The organism is Pseudoalteromonas sp. SWYJZ19 (assembly GCF_015864375.1).
GTDB lineage: Bacteria > Pseudomonadota > Gammaproteobacteria > Enterobacterales > Alteromonadaceae > Pseudoalteromonas > Pseudoalteromonas arctica.
In genome coordinates, this window is the sequence record NZ_JADYXI010000003.1 from 91,984 (window position 1) to 106,739 (window position 14,756).

Genomic DNA, 14,756 nt, shown 5'->3' on the forward strand with positions numbered 1-14,756 from the left:
TTAAATAGACGTCAAACGCCATATAAACCACCTTTACAATGTCCTAGCGCGGTTTTTATATTTCAAATCTAAGTATTAAAAAGTCTATTAACTAAAATCGACCACCACTTCATAACGCCCTGGCATGTCGTTTACTTCGTATACCCAACCGTGTCGTTTTATTATTTTTTCGCTTAACTCTAATCCTAAACCGTAGCCAATATTGGTAGGCTTATTTGCGCTATTAGTAACGTGTGACGTATCAGTTTGTGCGCTGCTATTTACTATAATCACGCGGCTACCTTGTTGAGTAATACGCACTTGCCCTTGTTGCGTATGCTGATACGCATTACGTATTAAATTTGTAAGTACTATGTGGCATGCGGTGGCTTCGGTACTAATAGTCGTACTGTGGTTATCGGTATTTATAAGTACATCAACTTGTTTTGAATTGAGTAAATAATCGAGTTCGTTACCCAAAGTCGTTATTTTAACGGCTAGGTTTACAGGCTCTGGTGAACTTTGCTGGTCGTCATTTCTGCTAAGCCACAATAACGTCTCAGTTAAATCACTCATGGTTAAACCGGCGCGCTCAATTCGCTGCAGTGTAAGTTGTTGCTTATCGCTTAAAGGCGCTTTTTCGCTTAAACGGTTCAGTAACTCAACGTTGCTGCGAATAACCGAAATTGGCGTACGTAACTCGTGGCTGGCATAACTTAAAAAGCGTTGTTCACGCTCTACACTTTCGTATACTGAAAGCAAGCTGCTGCGTATTAACGTTGCCAAGGTATTTAGTTCGTTATAGGTAAAATCGGGCGGTGTGTGTTGTAAGTTTGTTTGATTTAACGACTTTGCCCAACCCCGCAGGGACTCAACAGGCTTTGCTATCTTTTTCATTACCATAAACAAAAAGAAGGTAAACAGCGCTATTGCCGTTATTCCCGTTAACGCTATCCATAATAACCTTTGTATTGGTTTTTCGGGTGTTCCTTTTTTTGGAAGGCGGTTTTCCTCAAGCATAATACGTGATACATAACGAGCTTCACCAGCAGGGTTTTCAAAATATACAACAAAATATAAGTCTTTTGGCATAGAAAAAAACGCTGTTTTTTCTTGGCTTTTTTGCAATATACCTCGCTCTGTAGGCTTTATAAAACGTTTCTTAATCTCATTTGGCACATCCTCCCAACGACTCGCTATATTAAAGCCAATCATTTCTTTCGGTTGCCCGTTTTTAACTTCAGCCGATTGCGAAAGTGCATGCATTACGCCATTCAAGCCTTTGTCTAAACCATCGGTAAAATAGCTAACACTTAAAAACGAAAAACCAATAGCCATTAACGAACTTAAAAGCACCATGCTGACAAAAAAGTACAACCTTAAACTAGGTCTTATTTTCATGCATGTGTCTCATTTTTTAGTTTTAATACAAACCCTACACTAGGAATTGTCTCAAGTACCGCTTGGCAATTAGCTTGCTCTAACTGTTTTCGTAAATGGTAAATATGTACTTTTAGGCTGTTACTGTCGGGCTGCTCTTCTCCCCAAATGGCTTGCATAATTGCGTGTCGGGTAACTGGCTTTTGTTGCTCTCTAATAAGTAATTCTAATAACTTAAAAGTAATAGGAGATAGCTTTAAGTTACCTGCTTCGACTGTTGCCGTATGCGCGGTTAAATCAAGTGTTAAATTAGCAAATGTAAGGCGTTTTACTTCACCACTTTTGCGTTTTGCTAATACTTTAACGCGCGCTACTAACTCTTTCATAGCAAATGGTTTTACGAGATAGTCGTCACTACCGGCAGCAAATCCCTCAAGCTTACTGTCGAGGCTATCACGCGCTGTCAACATTAATACTGGTGTATCAATGCCTCGCTCACGTAATGTTTTGCACATGGTTAAACCATCCATTTTTGGCATGTTTACATCTAATATAATCATTTGATATTGATTACGTTCTATTAAATTTAAATCCATTACGCCATTGCTTGCATGGTCACACTCTATTGACTCAATTTCGAGATAATCAACAATGGTGGTTGCCAAGTCGATGTCGTCTTCAACCAGTAGTACGTTTATCATTAAGAGGCTGTTTCCTGCGTTTTATTTTTAGCACCTAGCGATTTTAGCATAGTAGCTATACCGCGTTTAACGTCGGTTTGAATCATCAATAATGCAGGTATAAGTATTAAGGTAATAACCGTGGCAAACAAAATACCGTAACCAAGTGATGCAGCCGCAGGGATTAAAAATTGTGCCTGAATTGAGGTTTCACTAAGAAGCGGCACCAAGCCTGCGTAAGTTGTAATTGAGGTTAGTAAAACTGCACGCAGACGACTTGTACACGACTCAACAATGGCGTCATGCGTATTCATATCCTCTTCTTTTGTTAGTTCGTTAAAACGCGAAACAAGTAATAGGCTGTCGTTTACCACCACACCACTGAGCGCCAATATACCGTTTAATGACAATATGCTAATGGTTAAGTCGTTCCACCAATGCCCAAGTATTGCACCAACTACACCAAACGGAATTGCCACCATGATCAGTAAAGGTTGAACATACGATTTAAGCGGAATAGCCAACAGTACATATATAACTAATAAAGCAGCGACAAACATGGCAAGCATTGACCCTGTTGTTTCGTCTTGCTCTTCAGCTTCACCAGCAAAATGAATATTCAGAGTAGGAAATTGCTGAGTTAATTCTGGTATTAAGTCGCGTTGTAAATCAGCCACTAATTCGTTTGGAGCAATCACACCTTTATCTACTTGCGCACTTAAATAAATTGCACGAAGTCCATCAATACGCGTTATCTCATCGTGTTGGTATTCACTGTTAATTGTCGCTACGTTTACAAGCGGTACAACGGTGCCATCAGGCAATCGGATACGCGATTGCATAATATCGGCAGGTGTTTGACGGGCGTTCTCTGGATAACGTACACGTACTTTTATTTCGTCTTTATTACGTTGATAACGCTGTACAATTGCGCCGCCAAAGGCTTGCAGTACTTGCTTTGATAAGCTCGCAGTATCCATACCTAGGGCGCGACCTTGCGCGCTTAGTGTAAATTTTAACTGCGGTTGACCGGGATTTAAATTGTCGTCTATTCCGTTAACCCCTGCCGTATTTTGTAAGTGCTCTTTAAATAGTGCGCCTGCTGCCATTACGGTTTCGTCGTCCCACGCTTTAAGCTCAACTTTAAAATTATCAACCATTTTACGCGTAGCTAATATTTGTAGCTTTTTACTGCCCTCAGGGCTTGCGGCTAAACGCTGCCATTCTTGAGCAAATTCACTTGCTGTGAAAGCGCTATCATCTAATAACTCAACGCTTACCGTACCACTTGTATCGTTGCTACTAATTACTTGTAAACTGGTGATTTCACTTTTATCTGAATTAAACTTAGTCATTAAGTTTTGCTCAGCTTGTATTGCACTTTGCTCAAGCATTAGTAAGTTTTTGTTTGTTTGACCATAAGCAGCATCAGTTTGCATAACCAAGTTGGCGGATACAGTATCGCCCAGAATGCTTGGGAAAAAACCTACTTTTACTACGCCTGTCATTGGCATACCTATGACGAGTATAAAAAAAGCAATAAACCCAGCAACGACTGCATATCTAAAGCGCAATGAGAGTTCAATAACCTTACAATAAATGTTTTTGCTAAACCAATTTAGACCGCTATCGGCGCCATGTTGTATTTTGGACCATACCCCACTTAACCCTTTTTTAATTTGGCGCTTGGTACTTACATGGGCTAAATGCGAGGGTAATATAAGCTTTGATTCAACAAGCGAAAGCAGTAAACAGATGGTCACTACAGTGGCAAATTGAGAGTAAATTTTACCTAGATTACCAGATACATTCGACAGTGCCATAAATGCAGCAACAGTGGTCAATACCCCAAATATTGTCGGTACAGCTACTTTCATTGTACCCAAAACCGTATTATTTACTGTGTCGCCATGCTTTTTACGTGTAGTGTAAATACTCTCGCCGACAACAACGGCATCGTCTACCACTATGCCCAGCGCCATAATAAAGCCGAAGGTAGTCATTTCGTTTATGGTCAGTGCGGTGTAGCCATCGGTCATAAAATACAGCGTGCCAAAAAATACAAATGGCAAGCCACCAGCAACCCATAAAGCCACACGTACATTTAAAAATATGGCTAGTATTACAAACACCATAATAATACCGGTCACCGCGTTTTTAGTCAGTAGCGATAAACGTTCGGTGATCATGGTGCTTTTGTCATTCCAGCTTTCTAGCTCTACATTTTGAGGTAATAAACCACTTTCGTGCCACGTTTTTATTACATTATTAGCCTGCTCAACAATGGTGATTATGTCGCTGGTATCACCCATCAGAATTTCAACGCCGACTGCATTTTGTTGGTTATAACGACTTAGTGAGTTGTTATCTTCAGAAAAACTGTCGCTAACAATAGCAACATCACCTAATTTGATTTGTGCGCCAGATGCGGTAGTGAGTAAAACGATATTGGCAAAATCGCGCTGCCAGTAAGCTTGGTCAGCCGCTTTCAGACGTATAATTTTACTGCTATCGCGTAAACTAGTTGATAGTGGGCTTGATGACTCGTTATTAATCACCTCACTTATGTCACTAATGGTTAACCCATAGGCTTGTAATTTACCTTCATCGATTTCTACTGACATCATCGGATCGAGAACACCCAACTGAGTTACATCAGTAATACCTGATTGCGCTAATAAATCGGCTTTAAGTTTTTCACCCAGGTTTTGTAATGTATGGCGATCTGCATCCCCAAAAAGCTGTAGTGTTAATGCATGATCTTGCCTGCGCGCTTTATCAATAACAGGTTGCTCAGCATCAACCGGGAAGTTGTTAATTGCATCGACTTGATTTTTTACATCAAAGAGTAGCTCATCGAGTGAATAATCTGTTTCTTTTTCAATGCTAACATGGCTGCCGCTTGCATCAGATGTAGAGGTAATGCGCTTTATACCTTGTACTGTTTCAAGAGCTTCTTCTATTTTGAGCGCAATCCCCTCTTCAGCTTGTAATGCATCACCACTGTCATAAACAACTGACACCGAAACAGTATCAGGCTCCAAACTCGGAAAAGCTTCTTTACGCAACGTAGAAAGCGACATAATCCCCATTACAATCACGCTTATTAACAATAAATTAGCTGCAACAGAGTTATTTGCAAACCAATTAATAATACCGTGCAACGGGTTATTACTGCTAGGTACTTGAGGTGGCTGATGAGGGCTCATTATTGTACCCCTTCAACAATTGGATTTACCCTCATGTCGTTTAAATAACTAACAAGTGGACGCACAACTACTTTTAATTTACTAACACCCTCTATTGGTGAAATGTATACGTAATCTCCACGCTCAAATACTTTATTGGCTTGTGTGCTTACTAAGTTGTTTTTATCATTCACGTACCAAATTAAGCCATCTTGTGATACCGCTGAAGCAGGCAGTTCAATTACGTTACTTAATTGTTTACCTGCAATTTCAACCGCTAAAAATGTACCTGGTAATAATGGCGTCGCTTGCTCAAACGGTTTATCAAGAGCAACTATAACGCTGCGCTGGCGAGAGCTTTCGTCTAGGTGTTGTTCAAAACGCTCAATGTAGCCAGTCCATTTGGTATTAGTAGCTACATCACTTAAAATCACCTCATTTGACTTATTATTTGCCAGATTTTGCCACTGATTCAATGAAAGCGGCACGGTTATTTCTACTTTGTCAGTGCTGTTTAATGTGGCAAGCGTATCGCCAATACCAACATAAGTACCTAAATCAATATCTCGCGATAAAATAACGCCATCAAATGGAGCACTTAGCTGGGTATTATTTACATCACGCTGTGCTGTTTTAAGTGCATATTGAGCGTCATCAAGCGTGGCTTGCGCGGCTTCTAGCTGCAAGGTTCTAAATACCAGTGGTGAGCTTGGCGCTTGCGTAACACCTGAGCGTTCCCATTCACGTTTTGCTTGTTCCCCTAGATCTTGCTCTTCTTGCAGTGCGAGTTTCGCATCAGCGAGTGTGGCTTTGGCATTTGCGAGGGCTTGTAAGTATTCAGTATTATCTATTTTTGCAAACACCTGCCCTTTAGATACAAAGTTTCCGGTTGCAAACTGCTCACTCATATTAGTCACTTCGCCTTTAACTTGTGCTTTTAAGGTCAGTGTCCAATGCGCCTTTGCTTGACCATGTCCGTTCACATAAGCTTTGTAAGTACCCGCAACAGCATTAATTACCGATACATTTGGTGCAATAGTTCTAACTGTGGCAGATTTTGAGCTATTAGCTTGTTCATCCATTTTTTTAGCGTTATACGCAACAGCAAGCCCTATACTAATAATTGCAACAAGGGTTACAACAACAGGTGTTGGCGAAATTCTCATGACGATACTCCAAGGCCCAAAGCAAGGCCTAAATCTATGCGGTTAGTTAAAAGGGTGTAGTTTATTTGACTAAGTTGAGCTTGCAGGTCGTATACTTTTTGTTGCACTGTTAGCAAATCTAAAATATCAACCAAACCTTGTTGATACTTACTTTGATAGTTACTAAAGCTGCGTTGAGCGCTGGCAAGTGCATTGCTAATTTGCAGTTGTTGCTCGGTTAATGATTGCTCCTGCCCGAGTGCATTTTCAACTTCGTTTACCGCACTTAGCAGCGTATCTTGGTACTGCCAAAACGCTTGCTCGGCATTTAATTTTGCAATATCAACTTGCGCACGCAGTGCTCCACCTTTAAATAAAGGGGCACTTAAACCCCCCAATAAACTCCACACAGGGCTAGTTAATAATGCTTGGCTTGGCGTGCTTGCTAAATCACTCAGTGATGCCGAAAGCGAAATACTCGGTAGTAGCTCTTTGTACGATACATCAACCAAGTAATGCTTTGCCTGAATGTTGTAATAGGCACTTTGTAAGTCAGGTCGGCGCGCTAAATCTTGCTCTGGTAATGTACTTAATGGCTCAATAACGCTTGGCAGTGTTAATGTACTTGGCAGGTTTTGAAGTTTATCAGTGCCTACAATTAGCATTAAAGCACGCTTTGCTTTTGCTATTTGCTCTTGATAATCGGCAATGGTTGCGCGAGTAGATGCCGTGCTAGTACGGGCAGTATCAAGCGCTTCTAAATCACCTAACCCATATTGGTAGCGCTCTACAATACTTTGCTCATTATTTTGTAAAACAACTAAACGTTGCTGCTCTATATCGAGCAAATTTTGCTGCAAAATAATATTTAAATAAGTACGAATAACACTCGCTACTAATGTGTCTTTAGCACTTTGATAAGTAGCTTGGTTACTGGCAATAGTCATATCTTGCGCGGCTACGTTGTCAGCAATTTTTTGCCATATATCGGCTTCCCAACTTATACCTACTGATGAGCTATATTGCGTGCCTTCGGTTTCACTGCGCTGCGCGTCAAATCCTGCATCTACACTAAACCACTGACTTGCAGCGGTTACATCACGCTGCGCATAAGCTAGTTTTAATGCAACATGCACTTGATTAAACGATGGGTTATTAGTAACAGCTTGCTCAATAAGCGAATCAAGCCCTTCTATATTCACCAAATCGGTAATGTAATTTACTTGCTGTGCGTTACTTTGCGTGTACTGCCAATTTGCATGTTGCTTTAGCGACTGCTCAGTACTATTACCTTGATAGCTTGGCTGACTACTACATGCAGCAAGTGTGCAACTAAGTGCAAGTAAAAAACCGGTTGAGTGCTTTTTAAAATAAACCATTTAACTATGCCTAATTCATACCATTGCACATAGCTTATTCGGTCGAGGGTTAAGGAGAGGTTAAATGGCATTAACCTATTTAATTTTGATTAATAAATTTATTAAAAATACTAAGCCGATGCAAACTCATATTTTAAGCTATTTTATAGGTGGTAATTTTGTTCAGCTCCTACATTTAATAATGAGAAAAGCTTTCATTAGTTAAGTATATAAATACTTTTTAGCTGAACTTAAAATATTTACATTAGCTATACACCTTTCTACTTTAACGTCTCTTTGTTTTTTAAACCCTTGATTAGTTAAAGGTAACATTCTTATTTTTAACATAAATACCGACTTTGAACTGTGAAACACAATTGATATGCGTTATCATTCGCAACATTATTAACTTCTAATATTAACAATAATGAACAAACTCATTAAATTTACCCCTATTTTATGCGCACTCGCTTTAGCTGGTTGTGGAAGCGGCTCGGGCAACAATGCACCATTATTTACCCAATCAAATTTAAGTTTTACGCTTAACGAAGATACCGCTTTTTCAGGACAGGTTTCAGCCACTGACGACGACCCGCTTAGTTATACTTTGGCGCAATCTCCAAGTAACGGCATTATTACATTAGAGGCTAACGGTGAATTTACTTACACACCACACGCTGATTTTTTTGGTGAAGATAGCACGACTATTTCAGCAAGTGACGGCAGTTTAAGCGCTGATGTTGTTGTACGTTTTATTATTGAAAACATTAATGATGCACCTACTATTTCAACAACTAATGTTACATTTACTACCTCAACAACAAGTGTAGGTAAAATAAATACTAGTGATGTTGATGGCGATGCAGTGAGCATTACGCTACTTACACCGCCAAGTAGTGGTGTAATATCTATAAATAGTGAAACTGGTGAATTTAGCTATGAGGCACAAACACTCACTACGCAAAATGATGAATTTACCGTTAGTTATACCGACGGCATTATAAGTGAGCCATTAACTGCGACTATTTCACTTAGCCCCTCTTATGTAACAAATGAAGACAAACGTAACTACTACTACAGCTCAGATAAGTCTCATTTAAAACAAGCCGATTTAATAACAGAAAATATTAACGATGAACTATCTCGTTATAGTATTTATCAAACTCAAGCTGCAGCTTATGCGCGCGCTGGTTTTTTAACTACCGCACAAGAGTATTTAGCGCTGATTAACGAACAAACAGCCTATGCCGATGGGCTTTTAAAAGTAGCCAGTGCACTGGATACGATTAATCGCTCTGAGCAAGCTATAGAATATAGAGAGCTAGCTTTAACATCTTATAACCAATACCTTGCTGAAAAAGGATTGGATAATATAGACAGAAATGATGCATCTTGGTTGTTAACTATTACACGAGACTATTTAGATGCATTACAACTGTCGCAAGCAACTAGCTTAATTGAACAAATTGAAGGCTATGCATTAAACGCAGCACAGGATGAATTTACAACTACATTTGGGTACTTTATTACTGCATTTTCAAGTGCTGCAAGCTCAACTCTTGAATCATATGCAGCGACACCCACTGCTGAAAACTTAGAAACTGCAAAGTTATTCGCTAAATCGTTCGCTCAATTAAGTAATAAAACCGGCTACGTAATAGCAAAAAATGGTGATTATAAAGGAGAGCCAACTCACCGCTCTCGTATACTATATTTAGCATGGTCGGCAGAGTTTTTATTACAAACTAATCAGTTAGAACTTGCCCGTGAATATACTAATAAAGCACTCGCTCTTTATGGTATTACTAATTTCGATAGTAATTATAATTATGCTGCCTCACCTTATTCACAAGCAACTCTTAGCTACTACCCGTATGCACTAAGTAATTTAGCTACACTTATCGAGGCGCTGTACGACACAACTAAAAACCCTGCATATGAACTAATTACATCTGAATGGGAGCAATCATTTGCACAACGCTCAATGGTTTCATTTATTGTGGCGCAGCGTTTATTAGCAGGCGAAGATGCCACAACAGTACTCGATGAAGTTGCTCAACCTTTTAAAGATAAAGATGAATATAACGTGCTATTTCAGGGGTTAACCGATACTACAAACTTACCTGGTACTGCACTTATTTTGAGCCAATTTAATCGAAATGATTTAGCTCAACAAGTAATGAATTATGCCGGTGATTTACTTATTTCAGATGAGTACATACAAGCCGAGAGTTATGCAACGTATCTTACTGGTTTTAGAGGCTGCTCTGCTTTTGTTGAAATAAGCGGTCGCGTTGGTATGGATGAAAAAGTTCAAGCTGAAAAGTGCATTACTATGCTCGAAAAACTACAAAGCGGTGAGCTACAAACACTCTCATCTAGCAGCCAAATTTCAGTTCATAGCAATGTAATAATGACGCTAACTCGATCTGGCTCAACGAATGATATCCCAGCTATATATACGCAATTACTTAACTATATATCAGAACTAGAAACCCCTGAAGATCGCTTTGAGAACCGCTTAGAAACACTTGGTTTTATGATTGATGCGGGTTATTCAACACAAGCATTAGACACATTTACTTTATCGGTTGAAGAAATTACGCCTTTAATTTCAGAGTTTGATAGCAACCAATTAACCGATCTAGTTGAGCTTTTAAAAGAGTATATTTTAGATATTGAAGCGCCTAAAACTGGGTATTTCACTATTTACAGTGCGTTGTCATCTATGGGGGCTAATGCTCAAAACATTAATGACTATGAAGCTAAATACCAAGGATTTAAAGCACCAACGTCTACGTTAATTAATACTTTAGAGGAACGCATTACTGCGCTTTCAGACACCGCATTACAAAGTAATATGATGGACTTAGTTTCTGCTCATGTGCTTCTTGGTGATAATGCTAAAGCAATTTCGTTAATTGAAAATAGCGTAAATGGCTCAGCAGATAAACTCAACCTTTATACTGAAATGGCAAGTTTAATAGCTGCCCGTGATGACTTTAGAGAAAAAGCAGTTGCCAGTGTAGATACCGATCACGACGGACTTCCTAACTTTTTCCTACCAAATGTAAGCGAAGACGACATAACAGCCTCAGGTTTAATAGCCGATCAAGATGCCGACAATGACGGCATTATTGATAGCGAAGACAGTACTCCACTTGGTAATTAATTAAGAGATTTAAATGCAGACACCTAGCACCTTAGCGTGTCTGCTTTTGCTTACCCAAAACGCTTATGCAGCGAACGAGCAAGAGCAGACCGACCAGTCAAAACCCATATGCAGTACTTTACAAAATGAAGAAAAAAAACGTTGTGAAGCCTTAGAACACATAGAAGTAAAAGGTCAGTACATAGGTATTGAAGTGCCTGAAGTAATTGGTCGCTCATACCTCGACCGTAACTTTATAACCTCGACCGCTAAAGGTAATGGGGATATAAATGAGTTAATTGCCCTCCTCCCTGGAGTACAACTCAGTAACGACGCTTTTAGTATTGAAAGCTTGGCTGAAATTAGCGCACCCGAAATATCTATTTCTGGCGCGCAACCTTGGCAAACAGGGTTTTCGATTGATGGCATGAACTACAACAACCGTATTGATCCCGCCAGTGCTACACGAGTTACAGCTACCAGCAATGATGTGTCGGGCGGTGTGCAAAGCATGAATGTAAATTCAGATATTGTTGAATCAATAACCGTGTACGACCATAACATTCCAGCCGAATTTGGTGGTTTTTCAGGTGGAATTGTTGATGCTAAAACCAAAAGTGCTTTTGCAAAAGACAGCTTTAGCTTTGGTGTGCGTGGGAATCAAAGTAGCTGGGGAGAATACCATTTTCTTAAAGCTGATGAAGAGTCTGGACAACGAAATGTTGATGATGAAGCGCTAGAAGCCCCAGAGTTTAAAAAAATAAGTTACTCATTGAGCGCCAATAAACAACTCAATGAACGCCACGGACTTATGGTAAGCGTTAATTACCTTACCAGCGACATTAGTGATTTTTCACTGGGTCAACCAAAAACGCAAAGTCGCCGAAATATTAATGCATTAGTTAAATATGGATACAAAAATGGCTGGGTCGATCAGCTTGATATTAGTTTAATGTACGCCCCTTACGAAGTTGATAACTTTATTGTTGATACCAAAGACAGTAACTTTCACTTAGAAGGTGGAGCAGTGGGCGGCGTAATATCGCTAACAGAAAATTTAAGCTTTGCTACATGGCACAGTAACCTTAATGTAAATTTAAGCGATAGCAGTCGAGAGTCCCAAGATCACTTTTATAATTGGTTGCAGGCAAAAGGAAAGCAATGGGGAGAATTTGCGGACCAAGGATTATCTAATACGCGTTATTCCAAGCAAGGTGGGTATGGGGCGCTCGATAACACACAATTGACCACGAGTTGGAAAAACACTCTCGATTTTAATACGTTTAAATTTTTGAGTGTAGAGCACAATATTAAAGCTGGTATAGAGCTTATACACCAAGAAGTGAAACGTGAACGTTTTCAAAATAGTTACACATACGACTCTCCTATTATTTGGTCAAGCGCCAGTGCACCACTTAATTGCAGCGGTTACACGCTTGATTGCCAATCGCTTGAATCTGCTATTTCTATAGAGCAACTTACCGAGCAATTGGGAGGGAGTATTGATTTTAATAACCCTGAACATATTGCAGCTTATAGCGATAACATTGTAAGTACTGCACAGTATTTTAATGGTCGTAAAGTTACATCTGCTGAATATATAAATGTAGGACTTAACCGTGGCGCTTTATATATCACCGATCATTTAACGCTTGGTCATGTAAATATTAACTTAGGAATGCGCTATAACTATGATGATTTTTTAAAAAATCATAACTTAGCCCCGCGTATTTCGCTTGGTTACGATGTGTTTAATGATGGACGTACAATAATAAGCGCAGGCGTAAACCGTTATTATGATTCAGGAATTATTGGTTATAAAATAAAAGAGCAACAAAACTTTTCGTATAACGAATACCGCCCTATCGAAAACGGCTACTTACAAGGCTGGTTACCCTCTAATTACACTGGCGCATTTAAATATCGTTTTAACGATGTGCAAACACCTTTTGATGACGAGTTAGCTTTTGGTATAGCTCACTCATTTGAAAAAATTGGTAACTTTTCACTTAAGTATGTAAAACGGAAAAAGCATCAACAATTGTCTCGCTCAACTGCTGATACGCCAAGTGAAGATGGCTTCAAATATATTGAAATAACAAACAGCGGTACAGGTAGCTCTGAGCGTTACTCGATTGCATGGAGTGCACAATTTAAAGCACATTCATTCTGGGCAAATGCTTCATATGCGCAAAATAAAGTGTCAAACGACAGCTACAATGCAACCGCAAATAACACCCCTCTTGATGAGCTAGTTTATTACGTTAATGCTAAAGAAGAAGGTGAACTTGTTACACTTAACCAGTTATCTCAAATTCGCACCAATTTTGGAACTCCCGTAACCGGCGCTATGGGTTGGAATGTTGACTGGCTTGATTCACTTAGTACAGGCTTAAACATTACCTATAGTGGTAGCTTTGATACAGCTGTTAGCAAAGGCGCGAGTGAAAGCGTTGAGCTAGACAAGAGCTGTATTAGTTGCCCTATTACATCTACTTTGGTTGATGTTTATGAGCAACGTGTTATTCGTGCCCGCACTATGGTCGGCTTAAGCTTACGATATAATCCTAAAATTAGTGAAAAACACAACGTAGAAATACGCGCTGATGTATCTAACCTTTTAAACGCCCGTACTTACAATGTAAACGAAGGAGCCGCTGGCATTGAACCTGGTCGAATGTTTTGGCTTGGAGTAACTTATAAATATGATTAAGCTACTTGGTTTAATAACATTATTACTCCCCCTTAGTATGCACGCTCAACAATACAGCAACACAGAGCTACGTGGTTTGTATAGTAAGAGCCAAGTAAATTGGCCTGCCATTCAAACCAGTGATGAGCGTATAGTTGAGCCTCTTTCGCTATTGCCAATAGCCACTCCACGGGCAGAGCACGTTGCACTTGGCAATAAGCTTTTTCATGATACACAGCTTTCACGCGATAAAACCGTAAGCTGCGCAAGTTGTCATGAACGAGATAAGGGTTTTCATGATGGTCGTGCCACTGCAATCGGTATAAATGATCAAGTGGGCACCCGCAATACCCCTGCAATTTTTGGTATAGATCAGTGGCAAAGTTTTTTTTGGGATGGTCGCGCTAAAACAGCTGAGCAACAAGCACTTATGCCCATTAGCAACCCAATTGAAATGGACTTAGATCCACAAAAAGCTTTAATGCGGGTCAATAAAGATAAAAGCTATACGGCATTTAATAAAAGTGCTTTTAATTCAAATACGCTCTCCATGGCACAAATGGCAGAAGCCCTCGTTGCATTTGAGCGAACACTCATTGCACCTAATACTCGTTTTAAATCATTTATTAATGAGGTTCAGAGTAATCCAAAAAAAGCGGTTAGACGCTTATCAGATAGTGAATTAAACGGATTACATTTATTTAGAACCAAAGCAAAATGTATGACTTGCCATAATGGCGCGCTATTAAGTGACAACCAATTTCATGGCACTGGCCTTCATTACTACGGCCGTAGTTTTGAAGATAAAGGCCGGTTTAATATTACAAATAATCCAAGTGATATAGGGTTATTTAGAACCCCTTCTCTACTTGGTTTAACACAAACATTTCCTTGGATGCACAATGGACTTTTTGATGACCTACTAGGTATAGTAAACATGTACAACCATGGTGGAGCAAGACCTAAACCTAGGAAAAACCAATTAAACGATCCTCATTTTCCTAAAACGACGAAACTGCTAAAGCCATTAAAATTAACTAAGCAAGAGCGTTTAGATCTTGTTGCATTTCTAAGGATTTTATAAATTTTGCAGCTGCTCTATCAGCCATTTATGAATAGGGCTGTTATTAGTACGCGGGTGCCATGCGCTATTACTTTAAAGGTAGGAGGCAGAGCTTCTTTT

8 protein-coding genes and 1 pseudogene are annotated in these 14,756 nt (G+C 39.6%); 3 read left to right on the forward strand and 6 right to left on the reverse strand.

Features of this window, described 5'->3' with window-relative positions; translation table 11 throughout:
* Positions 1-87: 87 nt before the first annotated feature.
* From I6F45_RS04140 to I6F45_RS04160, 5 genes are read right to left on the reverse strand one after another with little or no spacing between them, the layout of a single operon-like run.
* Entirely contained in the window at positions 88-1,380 is a 1,293-nt protein-coding gene (locus I6F45_RS04140; RefSeq protein WP_165741071.1) for a sensor histidine kinase, read from the reverse strand.
* Positions 1,377-2,060: a response regulator transcription factor gene (locus I6F45_RS04145; protein WP_197159734.1), complete on the reverse strand. Its 684-nt coding sequence runs from the start codon at positions 2,058-2,060 to the stop codon at positions 1,377-1,379. Before I6F45_RS04145 ends, I6F45_RS04140 begins: the two co-directional genes overlap by 4 nt.
* Positions 2,060-5,248, reverse strand: coding sequence for an efflux RND transporter permease subunit (locus I6F45_RS04150; RefSeq protein ID WP_197159736.1), 3,189 nt, complete (start codon positions 5,246-5,248; stop codon positions 2,060-2,062). Before I6F45_RS04150 ends, I6F45_RS04145 begins: the two co-directional genes overlap by 1 nt.
* On the reverse strand, positions 5,248-6,393 hold the full coding sequence (locus I6F45_RS04155) for an efflux RND transporter periplasmic adaptor subunit (RefSeq protein WP_197159738.1): 1,146 nt from the start codon (positions 6,391-6,393) through the stop codon (positions 5,248-5,250). Before I6F45_RS04155 ends, I6F45_RS04150 begins: the two co-directional genes overlap by 1 nt.
* The gene (locus I6F45_RS04160; RefSeq protein WP_197159740.1) at positions 6,390-7,751 is read right to left on the reverse strand and encodes a TolC family protein; all 1,362 of its coding nucleotides are present in this window, start codon (positions 7,749-7,751) and stop codon (positions 6,390-6,392) included. Before I6F45_RS04160 ends, I6F45_RS04155 begins: the two co-directional genes overlap by 4 nt.
* Positions 7,752-8,157: 406 nt before the next feature.
* On the opposite strand from I6F45_RS04160, the gene I6F45_RS04165 reads away from it, so the two are divergent.
* From I6F45_RS04165 to I6F45_RS04175, 3 genes are read left to right on the forward strand one after another with little or no spacing between them, the layout of a single operon-like run.
* Positions 8,158-10,902, forward strand: a complete 2,745-nt coding sequence (locus I6F45_RS04165; protein ID WP_165739956.1) for an Ig-like domain-containing protein — start codon at positions 8,158-8,160, stop codon at positions 10,900-10,902.
* Positions 10,903-10,915: 13 nt separating this feature from the next.
* Complete coding sequence (locus I6F45_RS04170; RefSeq protein ID WP_197159748.1) at positions 10,916-13,594, forward strand: TonB-dependent receptor plug domain-containing protein; 2,679 nt, start codon at positions 10,916-10,918, stop codon at positions 13,592-13,594.
* Positions 13,587-14,657 (forward strand): cytochrome-c peroxidase, encoded by a 1,071-nt coding sequence (locus I6F45_RS04175; RefSeq protein ID WP_165739953.1) that lies wholly within the window; start codon positions 13,587-13,589, stop codon positions 14,655-14,657. The genes I6F45_RS04170 and I6F45_RS04175 overlap by 8 nt, the downstream gene beginning before the upstream one ends.
* Here I6F45_RS04175 and I6F45_RS21600 read toward each other — a convergent pair.
* A pseudogene (locus tag I6F45_RS21600) lies at positions 14,652-14,752 on the reverse strand (LysR family transcriptional regulator); the annotation flags it as partial. The gene I6F45_RS04175 and the pseudogene I6F45_RS21600 overlap by 6 nt on opposite strands.
* Positions 14,753-14,756 lie beyond the last annotated feature (4 nt).

Coding starts and splice junctions, on each gene's coding strand:
- I6F45_RS04175 (WP_165739953.1), top strand. CDS start 13,587: ATGATTAAGCTACTTGGTTTAATAACATTATTACTCCCCCTTAGTATG.
- I6F45_RS04165 (WP_165739956.1), top strand. CDS start 8,158: ATGAACAAACTCATTAAATTTACCCCTATTTTATGCGCACTCGCTTTA.
- I6F45_RS04140 (WP_165741071.1), bottom strand. CDS start 1,380: ATGAAAATAAGACCTAGTTTAAGGTTGTACTTTTTTGTCAGCATGGTG.
- I6F45_RS04170 (WP_197159748.1), top strand. CDS start 10,916: ATGCAGACACCTAGCACCTTAGCGTGTCTGCTTTTGCTTACCCAAAAC.
- I6F45_RS04155 (WP_197159738.1), bottom strand. CDS start 6,393: ATGAGAATTTCGCCAACACCTGTTGTTGTAACCCTTGTTGCAATTATT.
- I6F45_RS04145 (WP_197159734.1), bottom strand. CDS start 2,060: ATGATAAACGTACTACTGGTTGAAGACGACATCGACTTGGCAACCACC.
- I6F45_RS04150 (WP_197159736.1), bottom strand. CDS start 5,248: ATGAGCCCTCATCAGCCACCTCAAGTACCTAGCAGTAATAACCCGTTG.
- I6F45_RS04160 (WP_197159740.1), bottom strand. CDS start 7,751: ATGGTTTATTTTAAAAAGCACTCAACCGGTTTTTTACTTGCACTTAGT.